Source organism: Sphingobium aromaticiconvertens, assembly GCF_037154075.1.
GTDB lineage: Bacteria > Pseudomonadota > Alphaproteobacteria > Sphingomonadales > Sphingomonadaceae > Sphingobium > Sphingobium aromaticiconvertens.
Map to the genome: position 1 here is coordinate 753,602 of NZ_JBANRJ010000001.1, position 22,325 is coordinate 775,926.

20 protein-coding genes are annotated in these 22,325 nt (G+C 63.1%); 9 read left to right on the forward strand and 11 right to left on the reverse strand.

The window, feature by feature from the left end:
- Window position 1 precedes the first annotated feature (1 nt).
- Complete coding sequence (locus WFR25_RS03800) at window positions 2–280, reverse strand: hypothetical protein (RefSeq protein WP_336968675.1); 279 nt, start codon at window positions 278–280, stop codon at window positions 2–4.
- A 247-nt stretch (window positions 281–527) separates the two neighbouring features.
- Here WFR25_RS03800 and WFR25_RS03805 point away from each other — a divergent pair, with 247 nt between their 5' ends.
- Together WFR25_RS03805 and WFR25_RS03810 are read left to right on the forward strand one after the other, a co-directional pair.
- Window positions 528–1,523: a thiamine pyrophosphate-dependent dehydrogenase E1 component subunit alpha gene (locus tag WFR25_RS03805; protein ID WP_336968676.1), complete on the forward strand. Its 996-nt coding sequence runs from the start codon at window positions 528–530 to the stop codon at window positions 1,521–1,523.
- Entirely contained in the window at window positions 1,520–2,506 is a 987-nt protein-coding gene (locus tag WFR25_RS03810) for an alpha-ketoacid dehydrogenase subunit beta (RefSeq protein WP_336968677.1), read from the forward strand. The genes WFR25_RS03805 and WFR25_RS03810 overlap by 4 nt, the downstream gene beginning before the upstream one ends.
- Window positions 2,507–3,389: 883 nt before the next feature.
- Here WFR25_RS03810 and WFR25_RS03815 read toward each other — a convergent pair.
- From WFR25_RS03815 to WFR25_RS03830, 4 genes are all read right to left on the reverse strand, one after another.
- Entirely contained in the window at window positions 3,390–5,519 is a 2,130-nt protein-coding gene (locus tag WFR25_RS03815) for a PKD domain-containing protein (protein WP_336968679.1), read from the reverse strand.
- A gap of 25 nt (window positions 5,520–5,544) precedes the next feature.
- Window positions 5,545–6,531, reverse strand: coding sequence for an acyl-CoA dehydrogenase family protein (locus tag WFR25_RS03820; RefSeq protein WP_336968682.1), 987 nt, complete (start codon window positions 6,529–6,531; stop codon window positions 5,545–5,547).
- A complete protein-coding gene (locus tag WFR25_RS03825) occupies window positions 6,528–7,721 on the reverse strand; it encodes an acyl-CoA dehydrogenase family protein (protein WP_336968684.1) in 1,194 nt (397 codons plus the stop codon). The genes WFR25_RS03820 and WFR25_RS03825 overlap by 4 nt, the downstream gene beginning before the upstream one ends.
- 104 nt (window positions 7,722–7,825) lie before the next feature.
- Complete coding sequence (locus WFR25_RS03830) at window positions 7,826–8,140, reverse strand: Rieske (2Fe-2S) protein (RefSeq protein ID WP_336974652.1); 315 nt, start codon at window positions 8,138–8,140, stop codon at window positions 7,826–7,828.
- Between the two features lie 96 nt (window positions 8,141–8,236).
- On the opposite strand from WFR25_RS03830, the gene WFR25_RS03835 reads away from it, so the two are divergent.
- Window positions 8,237–9,439, forward strand: coding sequence for an acyl-CoA dehydrogenase family protein (locus WFR25_RS03835; protein WP_336968686.1), 1,203 nt, complete (start codon window positions 8,237–8,239; stop codon window positions 9,437–9,439).
- Window positions 9,439–10,350: an acyl-CoA dehydrogenase family protein gene (locus tag WFR25_RS03840; RefSeq protein WP_336968689.1), complete on the forward strand. Its 912-nt coding sequence runs from the start codon at window positions 9,439–9,441 to the stop codon at window positions 10,348–10,350. The genes WFR25_RS03835 and WFR25_RS03840 overlap by 1 nt, the downstream gene beginning before the upstream one ends.
- Here the strand turns inward: WFR25_RS03840 and WFR25_RS03845 are convergent.
- The 3 genes from WFR25_RS03845 to WFR25_RS03855 all read right to left on the reverse strand — a co-directional run bounded on the left by WFR25_RS03845 (window position 10,347) and on the right by WFR25_RS03855 (window position 14,022).
- Window positions 10,347–11,267, reverse strand: a complete 921-nt coding sequence (locus WFR25_RS03845; protein ID WP_336968692.1) for a TIGR03619 family F420-dependent LLM class oxidoreductase — start codon at window positions 11,265–11,267, stop codon at window positions 10,347–10,349. The two genes, WFR25_RS03840 and WFR25_RS03845, sit on opposite strands and share 4 nt — an antisense overlap.
- A 76-nt stretch (window positions 11,268–11,343) precedes the next feature.
- Window positions 11,344–12,744 carry an aromatic ring-hydroxylating oxygenase subunit alpha gene (locus tag WFR25_RS03850; protein ID WP_336968694.1) on the reverse strand — a complete coding sequence of 467 codons (1,401 nt, stop codon included), beginning with the start codon at window positions 12,742–12,744 and terminating at the stop codon, window positions 11,344–11,346.
- A gap of 111 nt (window positions 12,745–12,855) precedes the next feature.
- A complete protein-coding gene (locus WFR25_RS03855; protein ID WP_336968697.1) occupies window positions 12,856–14,022 on the reverse strand; it encodes a CaiB/BaiF CoA transferase family protein in 1,167 nt (388 codons plus the stop codon).
- A 161-nt stretch (window positions 14,023–14,183) separates the two neighbouring features.
- On the opposite strand from WFR25_RS03855, the gene WFR25_RS03860 reads away from it, so the two are divergent.
- Genes WFR25_RS03860 through WFR25_RS03880 form a run of 5 tightly spaced genes read left to right on the forward strand, consistent with a single transcriptional unit; the run spans window position 14,184 to window position 19,706 of the window.
- Window positions 14,184–15,350: an acyl-CoA dehydrogenase family protein gene (locus tag WFR25_RS03860; protein ID WP_336968699.1), complete on the forward strand. Its 1,167-nt coding sequence runs from the start codon at window positions 14,184–14,186 to the stop codon at window positions 15,348–15,350.
- 22 nt (window positions 15,351–15,372) lie between these two features.
- Window positions 15,373–16,260 (forward strand): HpcH/HpaI aldolase/citrate lyase family protein, encoded by an 888-nt coding sequence (locus tag WFR25_RS03865; RefSeq protein WP_336968700.1) that lies wholly within the window; start codon window positions 15,373–15,375, stop codon window positions 16,258–16,260.
- Window positions 16,257–17,525, forward strand: coding sequence for an acetyl-CoA hydrolase/transferase family protein (locus WFR25_RS03870; RefSeq protein ID WP_336968701.1), 1,269 nt, complete (start codon window positions 16,257–16,259; stop codon window positions 17,523–17,525). Before WFR25_RS03865 ends, WFR25_RS03870 begins: the two co-directional genes overlap by 4 nt.
- Window positions 17,525–18,292 (forward strand): enoyl-CoA hydratase/isomerase family protein, encoded by a 768-nt coding sequence (locus WFR25_RS03875; protein ID WP_336968703.1) that lies wholly within the window; start codon window positions 17,525–17,527, stop codon window positions 18,290–18,292. Before WFR25_RS03870 ends, WFR25_RS03875 begins: the two co-directional genes overlap by 1 nt.
- Before the next feature lie 52 nt (window positions 18,293–18,344).
- Entirely contained in the window at window positions 18,345–19,706 is a 1,362-nt protein-coding gene (locus WFR25_RS03880; protein ID WP_336968704.1) for an aromatic ring-hydroxylating oxygenase subunit alpha, read from the forward strand.
- Window positions 19,707–19,778: 72 nt separating this feature from the next.
- Here WFR25_RS03880 and WFR25_RS03885 read toward each other — a convergent pair whose 3' ends face one another.
- From WFR25_RS03885 to WFR25_RS03895, 3 genes are all read right to left on the reverse strand, one after another.
- Window positions 19,779–20,630: a TauD/TfdA dioxygenase family protein gene (locus WFR25_RS03885; RefSeq protein WP_336968705.1), complete on the reverse strand. Its 852-nt coding sequence runs from the start codon at window positions 20,628–20,630 to the stop codon at window positions 19,779–19,781.
- 63 nt (window positions 20,631–20,693) lie between these two features.
- Complete coding sequence (locus WFR25_RS03890; protein WP_336968708.1) at window positions 20,694–21,287, reverse strand: TetR/AcrR family transcriptional regulator; 594 nt, start codon at window positions 21,285–21,287, stop codon at window positions 20,694–20,696.
- Window positions 21,288–21,323: 36 nt separating this feature from the next.
- Complete coding sequence (locus WFR25_RS03895) at window positions 21,324–22,295, reverse strand: LysR family transcriptional regulator (RefSeq protein ID WP_336968710.1); 972 nt, start codon at window positions 22,293–22,295, stop codon at window positions 21,324–21,326.
- Window positions 22,296–22,325: the final 30 nt, after the last annotated feature.

A 22,325-nucleotide genomic window follows, 5' to 3' on the forward strand; every position in this document is an offset into this window, starting at 1 on the left:
GTCAGTCGTTGGAATCGGGGAAAGACACCGGGCGGGATAGAAGGAAGGGCAGGCTGGGCGAGGCGATCTTGGATTCATGCCCGTTCTGATGGATCAGCGTGACCCGGCCAACGCCGGGGGACGCGACTACGCCCACTACACTGTCTACCCACTCGTGCAGCGCGGCGCGTGCGAAGGCGAGTTGATCGCCGCCGGTGCTGGCGTCGCCTGCGGCTTCCAGTTCGGCCTCAAGTTCGACGATGCGCTCGGCGGCCTTCTGTACTGCGTCATTCCTGTCCATGCCGGTTCCTTTCGTCGCTGCTTCGCCCAGCATAAAGCCTTTTCAAGCCGGGCGGCACCCTGTCGCCAGCAGGTCATCGCGGGGGCGAAATGGCGATCACAAAAGCGTGATGTGCTCTCCTTTATCGCCAAGAAGGTGCCGCCGGACGGGTGTTGCAAGGGCGGCTTGCCACATATCGCCGGGGCGAGTTGACCTGTGACCCCTGACGGCCAATGCAGAGGGCAGTCCACGCCACATGAGGAACCCCATGGCAGAGCTGAGCAACGCCCCGGCGCCGAGCGCGGAAACGCTGGTAGATATCTACCGGCGCATGATCCGTATCGAGCGCAACGACGACGCCATTCGCAAAACCATCCGCCTCGGGCGGCTGGTCATGCCCTATTATTCGGCACGCGGGCAGGAAGTGATCCCGTCGACCATTTCCGCGCTGCTGAACAATGAGGACACCATCTGCACCATCTATCGTGGCATCCACGATATGGTCGCGAAGGACATGCCGCTGCGCCCACTCTGGGCGGAAATTGCGGGCCGTGTCGACGGCACCTGCAAGGGCAAGGGCGGCCCCATGCACCTTACGCACCCGGAGACGGGCGTGATGGTGACGACGGGTATCGTCGGCTCGTCGATGCCGATCGCCAATGGCCTCGCCTGGGCGGCGAAGCTGGACGGCAGCAAGCGCGTCTCGGTCGCCTATTTCGGTGATGGCGCGTCCAACATCGGCGCCTTCCATGAATCGCTGAACCTTGCATCGGTCTGGAAGCTGCCGGTGATCTTCGTCTGCCAGAATAACGGCTTTGCCGAACATACCCGGTATGAGAATGGCACGTCGGTCGATTTCATCGCCAAGCGTGCGATCGGCTACGGCATGCCGGGCCATACGGTGGACGGCAACGACCCGCTCGCCATGTATGCCGCCGCGCATGAGGCGATCACCCGCGCGCGGGAAGGCGAGGGGCCGACCCTGCTGGAATGCAAGACCTTCCGTTTCCACGGCCATGTGCTGGGTGACGACGACAAATATATGACCAAGGAAGAAAAGGCCGCGGCGATCGAAAAGGACCCGTTGCCCGCATTCAAGGCGTGGCTGATTGCACAGGGCCATGCGACCGAAGACAGCCTGTCCGCCATGCAGGCGCAGATCGAGGCCGAGGTCGAGGACGCGCTGGAGTTCGGGCTGGCCAGCCCGCCGCCGTCGGTCGATGAACTGCGCCGCGATGTGTTTGCCGAGGAGTTGCCCGCATGACGGTCACGAAGATGAATGCCCTCCAGGCCGTGAACGCCGCGCTGATGCAGGCGATGGCGGAGGATCCCAAGGTTATCGTGCTGGGCGAGGATATCGCCGATCGTGAAGGCGGCGGCGTGACCGGCGCGACCAGGGGGCTGTCGACCAAATATGGCGACGATCGGGTCAAGTCCACGCCGATTTCCGAACAGGCGATCATCGGCGCGGCCATTGGCGCGGCGCTGTCAGGCTACAAGCCCGTGGCAGAGATCATGCTGATGAACTTCACGGCGGTCTGCATGGACATGATCTTCAACCATGCCGCCAAGCTGCGCTTCATGTCGGGTGGACAGAGCACGGTGCCGATCACCATCCGCACGCTGACCGGCGCTGGCTGGCAGACGGCCGGGCAGCATGCCGACCATCTGGAAGGCTGGTTCGCGCATACGGCTGGGATCAAGGTCGTCGCACCGTCCAGCCCGGCGGACTATAAGGGGCTGTTGCTGTCCTGTATTCAGGATCCCGATCCCTGCATCTTCATCGAGTCCGCAGGCACGGTGTTCATTCCGGGCGACGTGCCCGACGATCAGCCGCCGATCCCACTGGGCAAGGCGCGGATCGTGCAGGAAGGGACGGACGTCACCATCATCTCCTGGTCCTCGCAGATCATCCGTTGCCAACAGGCGCTGCCCGCACTGGCCGAGGCCGGAATTTCGGTCGAACTGGTCGACCTGCGGACGGTGTCGCCATGGGACAAGGAAACCGTGCTGGCGTCAGTCGCCAAGACTGGCCGCGCCGTGATCGCGCATGAAGCGGTGCGCCATTTCGGACCGGGCGGCGAGATTGCATCGACCATCAGCGAAGAACTGTTCGGCCAGTTGAAGGCGCCGGTTCGTCGTCTGGGCGCACCCTATTCGCCGGTGCCGTTCGCCAAGGTATTGGAGGACGCCTATATCGTCTCGCCAGAGCGTGTGGTGGAAACGGTAAAGGCTCTGATGGGTTGATTTGAACGCCATAGGGGCAAAAGAAAGGGCGCGGGAAGATGAGCTTCCCGCGCCTTTTTTTCGATCGTGTTCTTGTAAACCCGCTCCCTAAGCGTCGGCTAAGGGTGGTTAGCGGAATGTCGGCTTTTGGTATGCACAGCGCAAAAGTCTTCCATTTCCGATCAGGCGGAATAGCTATCTTCCAAGCGGCAGCGGGGCGAGAATGAACGCAAGCACCTTATGTCCGCGTGGATTGGTCTGTTCTGAAACGAGAAGATATTTCCTCTCCTTCGGTGCGCTCCACGCCTTAACCGGCGCGCCGTCTGGCCCCCTATTCGTCGGGCTTTTGACCGCACCAGGATGGCGTGAAGCCCACCGATCAACCAACGCTATCCCTTGGGCGAATGTCATGGCCGCTGAAGCTTGCACCGTACATACTCGAGGTGCGTCGGATACCATCACAATGACCTCACCTTTAATAAGGGCAGGGTAATTTCCAACCTTATCGTCCCTAAAGCCATCTTTGTGTGCAATTTGGCTCGTTTTCGCAGCGGATTCACCTGACACGGGTGGCTCGCAGTATCGGGTGAGCGCGGTTTCCGCGTCAATGGACGGAGCGGCCAGCACCGGACACGCGCATGTGGCGGCCACACTTGCAGCGGCAATCTTCCAGATTAAATGCATGTTGGCTCCGTTTGACATCCTTTCATCCGCGTAACGCTCCAACGCTAAAACCACGTTAAAATCCAACCGCCTGATTCTGTTATCAGCTAGCGTCCGCTATCGGAGAGCAATGTCTGGTCAGCGAACGACAAAAACTGGTCGCTGGCAGACGCCCGCACCAGTGGGTGTGCAACTACATAATCACCTTTCTTTTGCCCGGTCGTTCTCGATCGGATCTGGCCTATTCCACCACCACCCTGACGCGGCCCAGATTCTGGATGCGGGCATAGGGGGAGGCGGTGTCGCCCTTGCGCTCCGACGCGACGCGCAGCGCCGGGAAATAAGTGCCGGGCTTGACGAAGACATGGCTGGTTTTGAGCACCACCCTGGCATTTGGTCCAGCAGGCAGCTTCGCCTTGACCGGGAAAGAACCGCTGCCGTCGAAATCCCATTCCGCCGAAACGACCTTGCCCGCGCCGGGCGGCACCGCGATGGCGGCGGTGAATGTCACGCTGGTCTGGGGCTTTACCACCGCTTTTGCGCTGCCATTGGCCGTTACCGCGACGACGGGCTGGATGCCCTTGCGCGTGGTCGCATCGCTGGGGGCGATGACCTGCCCATTGTCGATGCGATAGGCGGTGCTGGCGGGCGGGGCGCCGCCCTTTTCTACCCAGGCCGACAGGTCGCGCAGCGCCTGCTGGAGTACGCCCAGATAACTGACGGTGCGGGTCGGATCTTCCTGTTTGGCGCTGTCGCCGTGCAGCGCATGATCAGTGAACCAGATGCGGAAATTACTATCCGTGGCGGCCCCCAGATTGGCCGCGACCTGACGGCGATACCAGTCGCCTTGCCACGGCATGGCTTCCCGATCCCACAGGTTTTCGACCAGGATCATCTTGCCCTGAAACTTTCCGGTCATGGGCGGCTGTCCCATTGGCTTGCCCGTGGTGGCGGCGGTGAACAATGGGCCAAGCAGGAAGGCGCGTTGCGGATAGAGGGGCGTGCCGTCCGGCTTTCGGAACTGGTCCCATTCGGGATAGCCCGCATCGGCTGGCGGCACCTGATGCCAGTGATAGGTTTCGGCGGCGAGGAAATTGCTGTTGTCGACCCGGACGGAGTCGCCCGCCCTGATCTTTGCCGCGACCGCATCATCGACGACGCCCAGCACGACGACATCGCCGACGATCCGGCTGATGGTAAGCCGCTGTTTTACGGCCTCTCCCGAACCGACGATCAGGTCGCCGCCGACGAAATAGATGGCGGGCGGCGCGCTCGACAGGCGGAAGGCGACGATTCGGCGCGCGGCTTTCCCCTGAAGCGCGGCAAAGGCGTTGTCGACATTGGCGGCGCCATTGGTGATCCGGGTGTCGAGGTTCAGCGTCGCGGCTTCCTGCGCGGTGATGGGGGCTGCGACCTTGGCATCAAATTGCAGGCGATAGCCCTCGAACGCCTTCGGGTCGTCATGGCCAAGATAGCCGGGTTTGGTCCAGAAATCGGTGAAGTAGGACGGGTCGGCCATCTGCATCCCGCCATAAAGGGCAGCGAAGCCATGAATGCCCATCGTGCGCCAGCCGAACCAGGAAGGCGTGGGAAAGCCCATCGCCGTCACTTCCCGCAAAACCGACGCCTGATCGGGTGTCAGCCCGGCATAGGGATCGCCGCTGCCGCCCGGCTCGACCGCATCCAGGATCTGGGGAAACCTGTCGTTCAGCACGCGCATTGCCCGCATCCGCACCGAGAACATATTGGGCGGCGCCATCGGCGATCCCAACACATAGGGGACGACGCCGTCCCACACGCCATTGGTATTTTCGATCGACCCTACCGTGCGGAACCCGCCGCCGCTACCGCCAAAAGCATAGCCATAGGGCCGTTTGCCGCCATATATCTGCTGCGCGACGACGCGCGAATAGCGGGCGGCGGCGGCATTGGCGCGATAGGCGGCGATGGTGGCATCGTTGGGCTTGCCGGGCATCCCGACTTGATCGCGCCCGCCGCCATTCGTCTCAACGAAATAGGCGCCCGAGGCGATCGAAAAGCCGATCTTATTCTCCTCGCCGACCGGGCTTTTCTGCGCCAGATTTTCATCGTCCGGAACGGGGGTGATGTGCTGGAAGAAACGGCCCTGATAGTGCACCTTTTCGGGGAAGTAGAAGGAGAAGCGCGTTTCCGTGTCCTTGAAGCCGCCATGAACATAGCGGTGGCGCACCGGTGCATCGCGCCATTCGTCCTTGTCGATATAGGGCTGGGTGAAGAGGGGGTCTGCCTGTGCAGATGCCGACACCGGACCAGCCGCCTGATCAGCGCCGGCGGGCGTCGCCAGTAAAAGCGATAGTGTCGCGAAGCTTTTGGCCGTTCCTAAACCCTTCATGCTCCATCCTCTCCTGTTGTGCGGGTCAGGCGATCGCTTGTCCCAGCGCCTGTCTGCCCGTTTCTTCTTCCCAATGATCGGCGTCCCCGCCCAGCGCGGCGTTCAGCATCGCGCGCTTGAGGAACAGGTGGCAATGATGCTCCATGGTGAGGCCGATGCCGCCGTGCAGTTGCACCGCTTCCTCCGTCACCATGCGATAGACGTTGCACGCATGGGCCTTCAGCGCGCCCATGGTGATCGCGTCCATCGCTCTGTCGCTCGCCCGCTCCCACAGCAGCGCCTCTGCCGCGACGATCGCGGTCTTGAGGTCGGCAACGCGGTGCTTCAGGGCCTGGAACAGCGCCAACGGCCTGTCGAATTGATGGCGGGTTTCCAGATAGTCGATGGTCAGCCGCAGGGTCGCATTCGCGCCGCCCAGCGAATCGGCCGCCAGCGCAAAGGAGCGTTGCATCGACAATCGCTGTGCAAGCGCAGTCGAGGCGTTCCCCTCCGCCAATATGATCTGCGGGGTGGAGCCATCGACCGACACATCGAAAAGGCGGCGGGTCTTATCCCATGTGTCGCGGGGTGTGATCGTCAGCCCGTCCATCGGCAATAAAGCGATGCGCGCCTCCTCCACCAGCAGGACATGGCTGGCGCGATCGGCGTTGGGCACACAGGTCAGAAGCGTGGCGCTGTTGCGGAGGGCCAGCGACGCGGTCATCACCTCGCCGCCCACGGCGCGTTCGATCAGGGAATCCCGATCGGCCAGCGTGTCCGCTGCGTTCAGCGCCTCGATCACCAGCATCTGCGCGATGGCGGGACCGGGTACCAATACGCGGCCCAAGGCGTCATGGACGACGCCTGCCGCCTCCAGCCCCAGGCCCAGGCCGCCCTGTGCCTCGGGCACGGCCATCATCAAAAAGCCCATTTCGGCGATCAGGCCCCACGCCTTTTCGGCATCGGGCGCCAGGTCGCTCTGGCCGAATGCCTTGTCGGCGGCATCCTGCAATTCGGCGCGGGTCATGCTCATGCCACGGCCTCCTTCAGCGTCCAGCTTTTGGGTTCGCGCGGCATTCCCAGCAGGCGCTCGGCAATGATATTGCGCTGTACCTCGTCACTGCCGCCCGCGATCGTCCAGGCATAGCTGTTCATGAAATCGGCCATCCAGTTGCCCGTCTCCATGCCTCCGCCAAAGGTGATGGGGTCATGATATTGCGTGTCCATCCCACCGATCCGCAGGCCCAGCGAGGTAAAGCCGCGCAACGTGCGCGAATAGGAGAGCTTGACGATGGAGGCGTCACCGACGCGCTCTTCCCCGGCGATGCGGTTGGCCAGAAACTGGTCGGCGACCGCGCAGGCCGCATCGACCTTCGTCGCCAGCCGCCCAAAGTCACGCAGGATGCCGCTGTCATTGTCGCGTCCATTGGCGCGGATCAGGTCGCCGATCCGCCACAGCGCCCCGCGCATCCGGGCGCTCAGTTCCAGCAGGGTGAGGCCGCGTTCGGACGACAAAGTGGACTGAGCGACGGCCCATCCCTGACCCTCTTTGCCAAGACGATCCGTCACTGGTATCTCGACATTGTCGAGGAAGACTTCGGCAAATTCCTCGTCGCCGTGAATCTGGTGGATTGGGCGCACGGTCACGCCCTTCGCTTTCAGGTCCAGTAACAGGTAGGTCAGACCGGCCTGCTTGGCGCCCTCGCTGCTGGTGCGGACCAGCAGCAGGCATTTGTCGGCGAACTGGCCCATGGTCGACCAGAGCTTTTGCCCGTTGACGATATAGACGTCCCCCTGCCGCTCGGCGCGGGTCTTGAGCGAGGCGAGGTCGGACCCGGCATTTGGCTCGGAAAAGCCCTGACACCAGATTTCGCCGTCCAATATGCGGGGGATATAATATTGCCGCTGCGCCTCGCTGCCCCATTCGAACAGGGTGGAGGCGGCATGATAAGTGGACATGAAGGAGAGCAGCAGGCGCGGCGTATCGGCGCGGGCGAACTCCTCATAGATGACCTTCTGTTCGGCCAGGCCGCGTCCGCCACCTGGCCATCCGGCGGGCCAGTGAGGAACCGCATAGCCGCCCTTCGCCAGTGTCGCGAACCAACTGCGCTGGAGGTCCACAAACGCCTCCTCCGTGGTGCAGTGGTCGCGCCAGTCCTGCGGCGCGTTCCCCTCCAGCCAGAGGCGCACCTCCTGTCGCAGAGTGTCGAGCGCGTCGGTCAAACCACCAGTCTCCCTTGAATCTGTGATCCCTCTGTGCGCTCGCTAGGCAGCATTTGCGATGCATGTCGCAAGCCGGTGGCTGCAATATCGGGAAGGCGATGCGGTCAGAGCGCGACTTCGATCATCTCGCCCGCGATCCTGACCGGATAGGTGGCGATCGGCGCGCTGGCGGGGCCGGTCAGCGGTTCGCCGGTTTCCAGGTCGAAGCGCGCGCCATGCGCGGGACAGGCGATCCAGCCCAATCGCATCCGCCCGCAGGCCAACGGTTCCTGCGCGTGCGAGCACATATTCTCCAGCGCATAGATCTGTCCTTCGAAATGGCACAGCATGATCGCGCGGCCATTCGCCTCTATGGCCACCACCGTGCCGTCCGGCACATCCTCTGCGCGGGCCACGGCGATAAACTGCGCTTCGCTCATTCCATCCTGCATTCGTTCATGATCGGACCCCTTGTTGTCCGCCGTGCGAGAGAGTGAAAGGCCGTTGCGGATCATATCACCGGGGCGTTCTCTTGAATGGACGACGCCTGCACGTCTGTTCCCGGTCCGCGCACTCCAGTATCGCTCTGTCCGATGAACTTTGAATGGACCGAGGAAGAGGCGGCGTTCCGCCAGCGGCTACGCGATTTGCTGGCAGAGACGTTGCCTGATGACTGGGAGCGCTTTTCCCAGCATGGCCCGGCCTCGCCCGCGCTGACCGATTATGCCCGCACCTTTTGCGGCATGCTGGCGGCTCAGGGATTGTTGACGCCGCACTGGCCGGTGGAGATTGGCGGGCAGGGGTTGGACCCGTGGCACCAGACCATATTGGCCGAGGAAATGTGGATCGCGGGTGAGCCGCGTGGCGGGCAATATATGAACGTCAACTGGATCGGCCCGACGCTGATCCGCTATGGCTCGCCCGATCAGCAGGCGCGCTATTTGCCGCCGATCGCGGAGGGACAAGCGCTCTGGTGTCAGGGCTTTTCCGAACCCGGTTCCGGCTCCGACCTTGCCTCGCTCCGCACCCGCGCGGTGCTGGATGGCGACAGCTATCGCGTGTCGGGGCAGAAGATCTGGACCAGCTATGCGAGACTCGCTGACACCTGTTTCCTTGTCTGCCGCACCAGCGACGATCGCAAGAAGGGCATCTCCATCCTGTTGGTGCCGATGGACACGCCGGGCATCACCGTGCGGCAAATCCCCTCGCTGATCGGTGAGGGCGACATTCATGAGGTGTTTTTCGATGAGATCGTCGTGCCCGTGTCCGCGCGGCTTGGGGATGAGGGGCAGGCGTGGGAGATCATCGCCTATTCGCTGACCAACGAACGGCTGGGCATCCCGCGCTATGCGCTGGCTTGCGCGGCGCTCGACCGGGCGGTTACTGTGCTGAAGGCGCAGGGCGAGTTTGAGGGCGAGGCCGTGAAGATCGAGGCCGCGCACGCCGCCGCCCTGTGCGAAGCGGCGCGGATGGCGAGCTATGCGATCGTCGACCGGCGCTGCAAGGGGCAGGCGATCGGCGCGGAGTCCAGTTCCGCCCGCTTCGCCACCGTCATGGCGGAGCGGCGGGTCGCCGAATATGTGGTCGAGTATCTGCCGCAAGCGCTGGCCGACGCGCATCCCTATCTCAAAATGCATCACCAACGCGGGATCGTTGCGGGCATCGCGGCGGGCGCTGCGGAAATCCAGCTCAACATCATCGCCTCCGATGTGCTCAAACTGCCACGGGAGCCGCGCTGATGGACCTTTCGCTTTCCGACGATCAGGTCGCGATCCTCGACGCGATCGACTCATTGGCCAAACCCTATGCCGGGGCGTCGCTGCACGAGGCTGGCTTTGCGTTCAGCAGCGACGCGCTCGACCGCGAACTGGCGGAGGGCGGGTTCCTTGATGTCGCCTTCGACCCCGATCTGGGCGCGGTATCCGCCGCGCTGATCGTCGAGCGGCTGGCGCGGCTGCCCCAAGCGGTGGAAGCCGCTGCGAGTGCGCTCGTTCGACCATTGCTGGGCGATGACCTGCCCCGCCCGCTATGCCTGATGGAAGAGGGGAAGGCGCATCGCCCGATCCGCTTTCTGGCCCCCGGCGCGACCGTGCTGGTCGTAGGCAAGGACCGGGTATCTACCTTCGCGACCGCGGACCAAGTGCGGGCCGAGCCGGAGGCGCTATATGGCTATCCTATGGGCACATTGCTTGAGCTGCCGTCGGAACGAACCGATCACGCTGTTTCTGCCAATGAAGTGCGCGTTCGCTGGCGTGTGGGACTGGCGGCGGAAGCGGCGGGATTGCTGGCCGCCTCGCTGGAAAGCACATCGGTCCACGTGACCGACCGCCAGCAGTTCGGTCGTCCACTCGCAACCTTTCAGGCGCTGCGTCACCGGCTGGCGGAAGCGCAGGTGCGCACCAACGGTGTCTACTGGCTGGCGATGAAGGCGGCGGGCACGCTCGATGCCGGAGACGCGGCACTGGCCGCGCTGCACGCGCAGGAATCGGCGCGCGCGACCGTGTATGATTTTCACCAGTTTCTCGGTGCGATGGGGATGACGCTGGAGCATCCGCTGCACCTGTGGACCTATCGCCTCAAAGCGTTGATCGGTGAATTGGGCGGGCGCGGCGGGCAGGGGCTGGCGGCGGCGGATGTCCTCTGGGGCTAGGCCAGCTTGGGCTTGATCTCCTCCATCACCCACTGCGCATAATCCTCATATTCCGCGACGCTGCGCACGGCGGGGATGGGGACAGAACTCATCGTTACGCCCAGCGTCCCGAACCAGCCCAGCCGGTCGATAATCTCTGGCGCGGTCATGCCGGGGCGGGCACGGGGGTCGTCCATCACCTTGTGCCCCTCCCCGACGCGGCTCGTCGCAAAGCCATACATCACGTCGAAGGGCCGCCCGTCATAGCCGGGCTGCGACTTGATGAAGTCGATCTTTGCCGGGATATCTTCGGGCTTGGTAAGATAGGGCCACCAGCCGCTGGCAAAACGCGCCGCCCGCTTCAGCACTGCCTCCGCTTCGCCACCCATCCAGATCGGGAGATGGGGTGTCTGCACCGGGCGCGGCGCGAAGGCGACGTCGCGGAAGGAAACAAATTCCCCCTCGAACACCGGATCGTCACTCGTCCATAACTCCACGATCGCCCCAAGATATTCGTCACACATCCGCCCGCGCTGTTGGAACGGCACGCCAAGCAGGTCGAATTCCTCCGCCAGCCAGCCCGCGCCGAATGTCACCATCGCCCGCCCGTCCGACATCCAGTCGAGCGTGGACAGCGCCTTGGCGGCGATCGCCGGATGCTGGAGCGGCAGGATCGCGATCGAGCTGTTGATGCGAATGCGATCCGTTGCGCCGGCATAATAGCCCATCGCGGCATAGGCGTGGAAATGATGAGGCCCGGACAGGTCGACATGGCTTTTGGGGATCAGAAAATGCTCGGGCACGCTGATCATGTCATAGCCCAGCCGATCGGCCAGCTTCGCAAGCCGCGTCTGGTCCGCACCCGTGACCGACAATTCCCAGGGCTGCATCGTCGCCTTGAGTTCGATCAGGCGCGGCATACCGAAAGCGAATTTCATGGAGCCTCTCCTCGGGTGACAGGTCGGCGCGGCGTTTGAGCAGAATGATCTGCTTGTGTTCCGCCGCGCCCTCCGGTCAGAAGCCCAGATCCAGGATCGGGCCGTCGAAATTGCCGGCCAGTTTCTGCGTAGCCTGTGCCAGCTTGTCCTGCGGCACGCCCTTCAGATAGCCGTCGATGATCCGCTGATAATTGCTGATCAGCCCCTCAATGTCCTTCGACAGCCGCATGAAATCGAAACCGGCCGCATGGGTGCCCTTTTGCTGGAGCGGAATATTGGAATAATCCTGGCGCGGGATCTGCGGGAACTGATCGCTGTCATAGGGCAGGACGACCGGCTCCATCACTGGCTCTGGCTCCTGACCTTCGGGGAAGTGGGTCAGCGACCATAGTTCGAACAGGCAGCTTTCCGGTCCCAGCGGGCGGATGCGATAGGCGGCCATGCTGGAAAGGAAGGGCAGCAGGAAATAATTGGGGAAGATGAATTCCACTGCCTTGACCGGCGTTTCCACCGCGATCTTGTTGAGGTCTGGGGTCGGCTCGCCGCGTGCCTGTCCCGCCTGCGTGACGAAATGATTGACCATGCCGAACCATTGCATGATCGCCTGGCCGGGGTCTTCGGGTAGATCGACATCGATCAGGGTGCGGGCGACGGCCACGTCCTTGGCGTGGCACATGCCGGCCATGCCATCGCTCAGCAACTGCATATGCTCGACCTGATCCTCGATATTCTCCTTCATGGTGCGGTTCGGGTTGATCGGCACGCCGATGCCGCCCGTGTCCATGCCGTACATCATGTTATAGAGGATCGGCACCTTCTGCTGAAGCTGCGGATGGGTCCGCATGACATGATAGCCTTCCATGAAGGCTTCCATGGCGATCTTCCAGTTGGCGGGGAGGACGGTGGCATAGCACCATTCGGCCCGCATCGAGTCGGCATTATAGGCCTCCAGGCCAATGGCAAGTGGACCCAGATTGTCGCGGAGCGGCGGGGCATCATCATCGAAATTGATGAACACGCAGCCCATCTCGATTTCGGTGCGGCAGGGACGCAGCGCCAGATCCGCCTCGTCCAACTGACCCTCGCTGAACATATGGCGGCCATAGACGAAGGTGTTCTTGCCCTCGATATTCCAGCGCCAACCGTGGAAGGGGCAGATAAAGCCTTTGCCCTTGCAGTTGCCGTGGCTGCCCTCGGTCAGCGGGACGCCGCGATGGCGGCAGGCATTGTGGAACGCCTTGATACCGTCCGTGGTGCGGACGATGATGACTGATTGGCCAAGGTTGCTATATTCGATCCAGTCGCCGACATTGGGAATCTGCTCCACGCGGCAGGCCATCTGCCAGACATGGGGCCACAGTTCCTCGCATTCGCGCTGGTAGAAAGCCTCGTCATGATAGCGTTTGGTCGGGATGCGCTCGGGATGGGTGATCTCGAAAGGGACCGACTTGCGCGCCGCCAACATATCCTCTGCCATTCCCTACCCTATTCCTAGTCTGCTTTGGGATCGAAAGGTAAAGGCTGGGGAGGGGTGTTCAAGGATGATCGCATGGCAGGGGTGTATCATCGCCGTGCCGATACAATGCGTCTATTCCGCAGGCGCCGGACTGTCGATTTCGGCCAGCACCGCCTGCGTGTCGGCGCCCAGCGATGGCGCGCCGCCCGCGACCTTGCCGGGGGTGTGCGAGAACCATGTCGGTACGCCGGGAAAGCGCACCGGCCCCTGCGCTGTTTCCACCGTCTCAAAGAAGCCGACGGCATTCAGATGCTCGTTTTCGAACAGCTCGTCGGTCGTCCGCAGCGGCGCGGCGGGGATGTGAAGCTGTTCCAGCAGATCGAGCCATTCCCGCGTCGTGCGTTCGGCAAAGGTTTCGCCCAGCAGGCCATAAACCCGCTCAATCTGTCCCGCGCGCTTGGCCAGCGTGTCGAATTCCGCCGTTGCCCAGGCTGGCTGCACCGCCTCGACAAAGGCGTTCCAATGTTTGTCATTATAGACGAGCGCGGCGATGTGGCCGTCCTTCGTCTGATAGGGCTTGCGGTTGCGCGCGACGACGCGATGATAATGGGCGTTGCCCAGCGGCGGGTCGAACAGCATGCCGCTCGCATGTTCGGTGAGCATGAAGGAGGCCATCGTCTCGAACATGCCGATCTCCACTTCCTGCCCCTCACCCGTGCGTTCGCGGTGGAACAGGGCCATCATCGTCGCATAAAGGGCGGTGAGGCCCGCCACCTTGTCGGCGATGATCGTCGCGAAATAATCGGGCTTGCCGGTCATCAACTGTTGCAGATGGGGGATGCCGCATTCGGCCTGGATCGTGTCGTCATAGGCGGGCTTGTCACCGTCCGGGCCGCGGCGGCTATAGCCGTAGCAATTGGTATAGACGATGTTGGGATTGATCGCCTTTACCGCTTCATAGTCGAAGCCGAGCTTGCCGATCGCCTTGCTGCGCATCGAATGGATGAACACATCGGCGGTGGCGATCAGGGCGCGCAACGCCGCCTTGTCCGCTTCCTGCCGCAGGTCCAGCACGACGCTGCGCTTGCCGCGATTCACGTTCATGAACACGCCGCCCAGGTCCGGCGCGGGGCCTGCGTTGATGAAGCGGGTATTGTCGCCCGCCGGCGGCTCGATCTTGATGACGTCCGCACCCATGTCGGCCATGATCTGGGTGGCATAGGGGCCAAAGACCATGGCGGTAAGGTCGATAACCCTTACGCCGGTCAGTGGACCGCCATGCGCCGTCATCCCGTCCATCAGCTTCTCCTGTTCCATAATCTTGGGCTAGGGCAAGGGCGTGGCGAAATCCACGCGCAACCCCTTCGCCCCACCGATATGTGGGGTCGCGTAATTGTGCCGCCTGGACCCGGCTGATACCCCGCAATGAAGTGGAACAGCCCCAATCAAGGCCAAAAATCTTGGATTTTGCTTTTACCGAAGACCAGCGGAACATCCGCGATGCGGTGCTCAATCACTGTAGCCAGTTTTCCGACGATTATTGGCTGGAACGGGACCGGGAGGGGGCCTTCTGCGACGACTTCTATGCGTCGATGGCGGACGCTGGATGGCTGGGCATCGCCATGCCGGAGTCGGTCGGCGGCGCGGGGCTTGGCATCACCGAGGCGGCGATCATGATGCAGGCCGTGGCGGAAGCGGGCGGCGGCATGACCGCGGCCTCGACCATCCACGGGCCGGTGTTCAGTCTGGAGCCGATCGACCTGTTCGGCACCGAGGAACAGAAGCAGCGGATGATCCCGCCGGTCCTGTCGGGCGTGGAAAAAATCTGCTTTGCGGTGACAGAGCCGAACACCGGCCTCGACACCACCAAGCTCAAGACTCGCGCTGAAAAGGTCGAAGGCGGCTATCGCGTCAATGGCGAGAAAATCTGGATCACCAACGCGCATGTCGCGGACCGGATGATGCTGCTCGCGCGCACCACGCCGCTGGACGAGGTGAAGAACAAGACGCATGGCCTGTCGCTCTTTTTCACGAAGCTGGACCGGGAGAAGGTCGCGCATCAGCTGATCCCCAAAATGGGCCGTCATGCGGTCGGATCGAACATGCTGTTCATCACTGACCTGTTCATCCCCGACGAGGATTTGATCGGGGAGGAGGGTCAGGGGTTCAAGATCATCCTGAAAGGCCTTAATCCCGAGCGCATCCTGCTGGGGGCGGAGGCGATTGGCATCGGCCGCAATGCGATCCAGCGAGCGGCGCGCTATGCCCGCGAACGGATCGTGTTCGACCGGCCGATCGGGATGAATCAAGGCATCCAGCACCCCCTCGCCAAATGCTGGATGCAATTGGAGGCGGCGAACCTGATGGTGATGCAGGCCGCGATCAAGTTCGACAAAGGCGAGGATTGCGGGGTGGAGGCGAATGCCGGAAAATACCTCGCCGCCGAATGTGCGTTCGAGGCGTGCCATACGGCCATGCTGACGCTGGGCGGCATGGGCTATGCACAAGAATATCATGTCGAACGGCTGCTGCGCGAGGTATTGATACCGCGCACCGCGCCGGTTAGCCCGCACATGATCCTGAACTTCATCGCGGAAAAAGTGCTGGATCTGCCCAAATCCTACTGATGCCAAAGGATGAGATATTTCAATGCCGAATGCCCCTCTCCAGAAAATGCGCTCCTGGCTGTTCGCACCGGGCGACAGCGAGAAGAAAATGGCCAAGGCCGCCGAGGGGTCGGCCGACATTGCCCTGTTCGACCTGGAGGATGCGGTCGCGACGGAGAATAAGCCGCTCGCACGGACAATCGTCCATGATTTCCTGGCGAGCCATGCCGTGGGGCGTGAGCGGCTGTGGGTGCGCGTCAACCCGCTCGACGGGCCGCATACGCTGGACGATCTGGTCGCGATCATGCCCGCGCGACCCGGCGGGATCATGCTGCCCAAAGTCTATGGGCGGCAGGATGTCGAGTTGCTGGACCATTATCTGACGGCGTTGGAGGTGGCGAACGGAATCGAACGCGGATCGACCCCGGTGATTGTGCTGGTGACGGAAACGGCAGAGGCCATGTTCCATACCGGCGACTATAAGGGCGCGCCGCGTGTCGTCGCGCTGACCTGGGGGGCGGAGGATCTGGCGGATTCGATCGGGGCCAGTTCCAATCGCAATGCCGATGGCAGCTATGGCTTCACCTATGAACTGGCGCGGTCGATGTGCCTGCTGGGCGCGGCCACCGCGGGCGTCACGGCGATCGAGACGATCCAGGGCGATTTCCGCGATCTAGACAGCCTGAAGGCCCGCGCCGAAAAGGTACGGCGCGACGGTTATCGCGGGATGCTGGCCATCCACCCGGCGCAGGTCGACGTCATCAACGCGGCGTTCACCCCCACGGAGGAGGAAATCGCCGAGGCGCAGGCGATCGTCGATATTTTCGCCGCCAATCCGGGTGTCGGCGCGATCGGCTATAAGGGCGGGATGCTCGACCGGCCCTATCTGTCGCGGGCCGAGCAATTGCTGAAACAGGCCGGTCGCGGATGATCCAGACCGACGCCACCGGGCTGGACCTCAGCCAATATCTGCGCCGGGGCGACCGCATCGTCTTCGGTCAGGCGTGCGGTGAGCCGGTGGCATTGGTCGAGGCGCTGATTGCGCAGGGGCGGGACATTGGCGACCTGTCGGCCTTCATCGCCACCAGTTTTTCCGGTGCCTTCACGCCCGATAGCGCCGACAGCTTCGCGCTTTCCAGCATGGGGGCGATCGGTGCCCTGCGGTCGATGACGAAAGTGGGCAAGCTGTCGGTCATCCCAGTCCATGTCAGTCAGGTTGGCCCGATGATAAGCGCCGGGATCATCGGTTGCGATGTGGCGATGATCCAGGTCAGCCCCGCAGATGCCGATGGCAATCATAGTTGCGGCCTCATCAGCGACTATGTGCGAGCTGCCGTCGACAAGGCGCGAGTGGTGATCGCCGAAGTGAATGCGGCTGTGCCCTTCACTCCCGGCGAAATAATCCCATCCTCCATCATCGACGTGGCTATCCATGTGTCCCGTCCGCCGGTCGCGGTATCGCCTGCCGTTATCAGCGCGACCGACGAAACGATCGCGCGGCATTGCGCCGCCTATATCGGTGACGGATCGGTGATTCAGACGGGCGTTGGCGCGGTGCCCGACGCGATCCTGCGCCTGCTGGGCGACCGCAAGGATCTGGGCGTCCATTCGGGGATGCTGGGCGATGGCCTTGCCGATCTGACGCAAGCGGGTGTTCTCACCAATGCGCGCAAGGAAATCGACACCGGCGTGTCGATCAACGGCGCGCTGATCGGCACACAACGGCTGTACGATTGGGCCGATCGCAACCCCGCCATCCGCATGTGCGCCACCAGCTACACTCATGATGCGGCGGTGTTGGCGCGGCTGTCGCGGCTCGTCACCATCAACTCTGCGCTCGAAGTCGACCTCACCGGGCAGGTCAATGCCGAACAGTCCGGCGCCGCCTATCTGGGCGGAACCGGCGGGCAGGTGGATTTCGTGCGCGCGGGTAGCCGTTCACCCGGTGGCCGCTCGATCATCGCGCTGTCCGCTACGGCAAAGGGCGGGACGATCAGCAAGATCGTGCCCACGCTCTCCGGTCCGGTCACGACTGCGCGCAGCGACGTGGACGTGATCGTCACCGAATATGGCGCGGCGGAGTTGAAGGGGCAGACACTGGCCGAGCGGACCCGTCGCCTGATCGCTATCGCCCATCCCGACTTTCGCGAAGCCCTCGACCGCGCGGCCCATGTCATCCAGCAGAGGGGCTATTAATGACCGACGCGGTTCTCTTCGAGGCGCGGGACGATGGCATCGCCATCCTCACCATCAACCGGCCCGAGCAGCGCAATGCCCTGACCCGCGAGGTGCGGGAGGGATTGCGCGTTGCGTGGGAGCGGTTCGAGCATGACCCGGCTCTGCGCGTCGCGATCCTGACCGCTGCGGGCGACAAGGCCTTCTGCGCGGGTGGCGACCTGAAAGAGATGGTCGAGACGGGGATGCAGGTGCCGCCGCGCGATATGTTCGCACTGCCCTATGACACGATCGAGCTGTCCAAGCCGACGATCGCGGCGGTCAATGGCGTCGCCTTTGCGGGCGGGTGGATGATCGCGCAGGCCTGCGACCTGTGCGTCGCCAGCACGGCGGCGCGCTTTGCGATTACCGAGGTGAAGGTGGGGCGCAGTTCGCCCTGGGCCGCGCCGCTGATCCATATGATCCCGCAGCGGATCATGATGGAAATCATCCTGACCGGAAAGCCGATCACCGCCCAGCGTGCCTATGAGATCGGCCTGGTCAATCGGCTCGCCGAGCCAGAGGCGCTGATGCAGACGGCGCTGGAACTGGCGGGCGAGATACTCGACGGCGCGCCGTTGTCGGTAAAGGCCGGGCGCGACATGGTGATGCTGGCGACCGAAATGGGACGCGCCGCCGCGTTGCAGGCGGCCCGCCACGCATCGGAATATCTCTATCGGAGCGACGACGCGCAGGAAGGGCCAAGCGCCTTTGCGGAGAAACGTCGACCGGAATGGAAGGGGCGCTGAGCGCCCGGCCGGAATGGAAAGGGGCGCTGAGCGCCCGGAAAGTGAGGATGTGATGAACGAACTGAGCAAGGTCGCCGAACCCGGCGGTGATCTGGTCGAACCCGTCACCGTGCCTGCCGAAGCCTATGTGTCGAAAGACTATGCGCAGGCCGAGCGCGACCGGCTGTGGCGCAAGGTCTGGCTTCAGGCGGCACGGCTGGAGGATATCCCCGAGGTCGGCAATTATGTGACCTACGATATCCTCGACGACTCGATCATCATCATGCGGACGGGGCCAGACGAGATTCGCGCCTATCACAATGTCTGTCCGCATCGGGGCCGTCGCCTGATCGACACGCCAGCGGGCGCCCGCGACGCGCGCGGCAGCAAGACGAACATCGTCTGCGGCTTCCATGGCTGGACCTTTGACCGGCAGGGGCAATGCACCTTCGTCAACCATCAGCAGGATTGGCAGGGCGTGTTGACGGCGGAGCGCACGGCGCTGGGCAAGGTCAGCGTCGACACATGGGGCGGCTGGGCGTGGGTCAATCTCGACCCCGATTGCGGATCGCTGGCCGACTATCTGGATACGGTCCCCGCCATGCTCGACCCGTTCGGGCTGGAGAATATGCGCTATCGCTGGCGCAAGTGGGTCATCTTCGATTGTAACTGGAAAGTCGCGCTGGAGGCGTTCAGCGAAACCTATCATGTCCAGACCACCCATCCCGAATTCAACGCCTTTGGCGAGTTTCGCGGCTGGGCGCGCAAACATGGCCTGCACACCAATATCGGTTATGACGCGCCCAAGAATATGGACGAGAATCAGGCCAAGCTGCGGATCGGTTCTGGCGAGGACCCGCGCCTCTCCACGGCGGAGATGCAGGTCTTCACCTGGGAAAATGCCAACACCAACACGACGATGACGCTGGTCAACGCGGCCAAGCGGTTGAAGGACGAGCTGCCCGTGGGCACGCCCGCGCCGCAGGTGCTCCAGCACTGGCTCGCGTCCGCTCGCGCGGATGACGAGAAGCGCGGCGTGATCTGGCCGGTGGTTGATCCGGCGCATACGGCCAAGAGCGGCACGGCGTGGCAGATCTTCCCGAATTTCCAGATCGGCCATGCCGTTAATAATATGCTCTGTTATTCCGCGCGCCCCTATGGCGCGGACCCGGACAAGTGCATCTTCGAGGCGGCAGTCTATGAACTGTTCCCGCAAGGGGAGGAGCCGCAGACCGAGTGGGACTATACGCAGCCGCAGGATTGGCCACCGGTGCTCCAGCAGGATTTCACCAATATGGCGGCGGTGCAGCAGGGCATGAAGAATGTCGGCTTCCGCGGTACCCAGCCCAATCCCTATATGGAGCGGTCGGTTGCCAGCCTGCACTATAATCTGGCGCGCTATATGGGCATGGGGATGCCAAGCCCGATCAAGTGACGAGCCAGCAAAAAGCCCGCCGCATGTCGACCATGCGGCGGGCTTTTGTATGCCGGTGAGAGGCGTCCGACCTTATTCGAACGGTTCTTCGCCCCTCAGCTTGGTGCGGTGCATCATGCGGTTGCAGTTCGGGTCATAGGCTTCGGCGCGGTGCATGGTGCCGGTATTGTCCCAGATCACCAGGTCACCGACGCTCCAGTCATGGCTGTAGCTGAACTCTTCGCGGGTCGCCCATTCGCGCAGGCCGACCAGGATCTGGGCGCTCTCCATCGGCTCAACGTCGAGGACGCGGTGCGCGGTGCAGCCCAGCACCAGCGACTTGCGTCCCGATTTGTGGTTCCACACCAGCGGCAGCTCATTCTCGCCGATCGCCTGCATGCCCTTCAGCTTGGCGAGGCTCGTCTCCGGCTCATAATAGCCGACGGTCGCCCAGACCGAGTGGATGACCCGCAGCTTTTCATATTCGGCCTTCTGCTCATCGCTCAGCGCCTCATAGGCGGCGTAGGTGTTGCAGAAGCCGGTATTGCCGCCCCATGTGGCCTTGACCTTGCACGACAGCAGCGAGGCGAGGATCGGCGTGGCATTCATCGTGCCGTCGATATGCCAGTAGAGCGACCCTTTGAGATATTCGGCGCTCTGGGGATTTTCCTTCACGTCGAGCGTGATCTTGTGGATCTTGTGGCTGTCGTGGCCGTCCTGCATCTCCGGCGCGAACTCGCCCAGCGTCTCTGTGAAGGCGACCTGTTCTTCATCGGTGAAATCGATCTTCGGGAACACCAGAACGCCGCGCTGTTCCAGCAGTTCGCGGATCTGCGGGCCAAGGTCGCCGGCCAGCAGTTCTTCTTTGCTGTTCAGGATGCGGCTGCCGATCGTCGGCTTGACCTCTTCATGGTTGAAACGGGTGATGGTGGCGCTTGCCGACATGGGCGAACTCTCCTGTGAGTCTGCTGAAGTTTGAACACATGTTCAACATAAATGCCCAAAAAGTCAATATGCCTCATTTTTTGGAGGCAGGAGTTGATCGAGCCAGGCCTCCACGCTCGATCGCGCCTCGTCATGGCCCGCGCTCACACCCAGACCCTGTTCCATCACCAGCGTCCGGCCCACGCCCGCCAGCAGCAGGCTGAGACCCGCCGGGGTCAGGCCAAGCGCTGCAAGCCGGTCGCCCAGCAGCCGGTCCAGCAACTCCGCCTGACGCGCGCGCATCGCCTCGCTATGCCGGGCGATTTCGGCCTGGATCGCCTTGCGGTGATTGGCGAGCGCCACGAACTCCATCGCCAGCGCGGTTCGGCTGGCATCGGCGAAGAAATGCCAGAGCGCCCGCACCGGATCGTCGCTCCCCAGCGCCTGATCGATCATTGCGTCGCTCTGCTCTGCCCCGCGCCGGAAGACGGCCATCAGCAGGTCGTCCGTGGTCGGGAAATAATAATGGACCAGTGAGGGCGGCAACTCTGCGCACAGCGCTACACGCCGCGAACTGGCGGCGGCATAGCCCTCATCGCGGATTACCTGTTCGGCGGCCTCCACGATCCGGGCACGGGTTTCGGAGCTTTGCGCGCCCACACGGCGTTTCTGGACCATTGCCCAAGCATAAATGGCAATGGAGCGGGCGCAAGCTCATTGGATCATGGCGGGCCGGGATGGCGGCCTGTTATCCGTCACCGCTACGGCGATGTCCATATGCGCCGGGGCATTGGCGGCCCCCGTCAACAGCCGCTGGAGCATGGTGACAAGCCGCGCCGCGATCGGCGACAGCCTTTGTCCTTTCATCGTGATGATGCCGATTTCGCGCGATAGCGGCGGATCGACGATCGGCACCACCACCAGCCGCGGATCGGGCAGGGCAGGGACGGCGATGCGGGGCACGATCGCCGCCCCCAGTCCCGCCGCCGCCATCGCGATCTGGGTCTGCACCTGCCGCACTTCATATTTGATGTTGAGCGTCACGCCCGCCACCTGTTGCGCCTCGTCCAGCACGGACTGGATCGCGCTGCTATCGGTGACGACCAGCAGCGGCAACCGCGCCAGTTCGGCAAAGCTGATCTCGCGTGCGGTGGCAAAGCCCATGGGCCGGGGAATGAGGGCGCAGATCTCATCCACCATGATCGGATGAAAGTGGAATTCCGGCGCATTGGGCACACGGGGGCCAAGGCCGAAATCCACCGCATGCGCGCGGATCGCGTCCAGCATCTCGATCGAGGCGATCTCGCGGATGTCGGCGGTGACGCTGGGGAAGCTTTGCTGAAAGGTGGTCAGGATGGCGGGCAGGCGGGTGGAGGCGATGGTGGGCGCGCAGGCCAGCGACAGATGGCCGCGCTGCATGTCGGCCATGTCCTTGAGCTTGCGCAACCCGGTCTCCAGTTCCCGCACGGCCTTGCGCGCGGTGTCGCGTAGAATCTCGCCCTCTCGGGTCAGTTGTACGGTGCGGGTTGTCCGGTGGAACAGCGCGACGCCCAGTTGCAGTTCCAGTTGTCGCACCTGCATGCTGACGGCTGATTGCGACCGGTTCGATTCCTCGGCCGCGCGCCTGAAGCTGCAATGATCCGCCACCAGCAGGAAGCTGTGGAGCAGCTTCAGGTTGATGTTCATGTGGCGACAGTCTGACCCATGCCGCGCGCC

Excerpts from the sequence above, each read along its gene's own strand:
- WFR25_RS03800 (WP_336968675.1), bottom strand. The coding sequence starts at position 280 with ATGGACAGGAATGACGCAGTACAGAAGGCCGCCGAGCGCATCGTCGAA.
- WFR25_RS03805 (WP_336968676.1), top strand. The coding sequence starts at position 528 with ATGGCAGAGCTGAGCAACGCCCCGGCGCCGAGCGCGGAAACGCTGGTA.
- WFR25_RS03810 (WP_336968677.1), top strand. The coding sequence starts at position 1,520 with ATGACGGTCACGAAGATGAATGCCCTCCAGGCCGTGAACGCCGCGCTG.
- WFR25_RS03815 (WP_336968679.1), bottom strand. The coding sequence starts at position 5,519 with ATGAAGGGTTTAGGAACGGCCAAAAGCTTCGCGACACTATCGCTTTTA.
- WFR25_RS03820 (WP_336968682.1), bottom strand. The coding sequence starts at position 6,531 with ATGAGCATGACCCGCGCCGAATTGCAGGATGCCGCCGACAAGGCATTC.
- WFR25_RS03830 (WP_336974652.1), bottom strand. The coding sequence starts at position 8,140 with ATGAGCGAAGCGCAGTTTATCGCCGTGGCCCGCGCAGAGGATGTGCCG.
- WFR25_RS03835 (WP_336968686.1), top strand. The coding sequence starts at position 8,237 with ATGGACGACGCCTGCACGTCTGTTCCCGGTCCGCGCACTCCAGTATCG.
- WFR25_RS03840 (WP_336968689.1), top strand. The coding sequence starts at position 9,439 with ATGGACCTTTCGCTTTCCGACGATCAGGTCGCGATCCTCGACGCGATC.
- WFR25_RS03845 (WP_336968692.1), bottom strand. The coding sequence starts at position 11,267 with ATGAAATTCGCTTTCGGTATGCCGCGCCTGATCGAACTCAAGGCGACG.
- WFR25_RS03850 (WP_336968694.1), bottom strand. The coding sequence starts at position 12,744 with ATGGCAGAGGATATGTTGGCGGCGCGCAAGTCGGTCCCTTTCGAGATC.
- WFR25_RS03855 (WP_336968697.1), bottom strand. The coding sequence starts at position 14,022 with ATGGACGGGATGACGGCGCATGGCGGTCCACTGACCGGCGTAAGGGTT.
- WFR25_RS03865 (WP_336968700.1), top strand. The coding sequence starts at position 15,373 with ATGCCGAATGCCCCTCTCCAGAAAATGCGCTCCTGGCTGTTCGCACCG.
- WFR25_RS03870 (WP_336968701.1), top strand. The coding sequence starts at position 16,257 with ATGATCCAGACCGACGCCACCGGGCTGGACCTCAGCCAATATCTGCGC.
- WFR25_RS03875 (WP_336968703.1), top strand. The coding sequence starts at position 17,525 with ATGACCGACGCGGTTCTCTTCGAGGCGCGGGACGATGGCATCGCCATC.
- WFR25_RS03880 (WP_336968704.1), top strand. The coding sequence starts at position 18,345 with ATGAACGAACTGAGCAAGGTCGCCGAACCCGGCGGTGATCTGGTCGAA.
- WFR25_RS03885 (WP_336968705.1), bottom strand. The coding sequence starts at position 20,630 with ATGTCGGCAAGCGCCACCATCACCCGTTTCAACCATGAAGAGGTCAAG.
- WFR25_RS03890 (WP_336968708.1), bottom strand. The coding sequence starts at position 21,287 with ATGGTCCAGAAACGCCGTGTGGGCGCGCAAAGCTCCGAAACCCGTGCC.
- WFR25_RS03895 (WP_336968710.1), bottom strand. The coding sequence starts at position 22,295 with ATGAACATCAACCTGAAGCTGCTCCACAGCTTCCTGCTGGTGGCGGAT.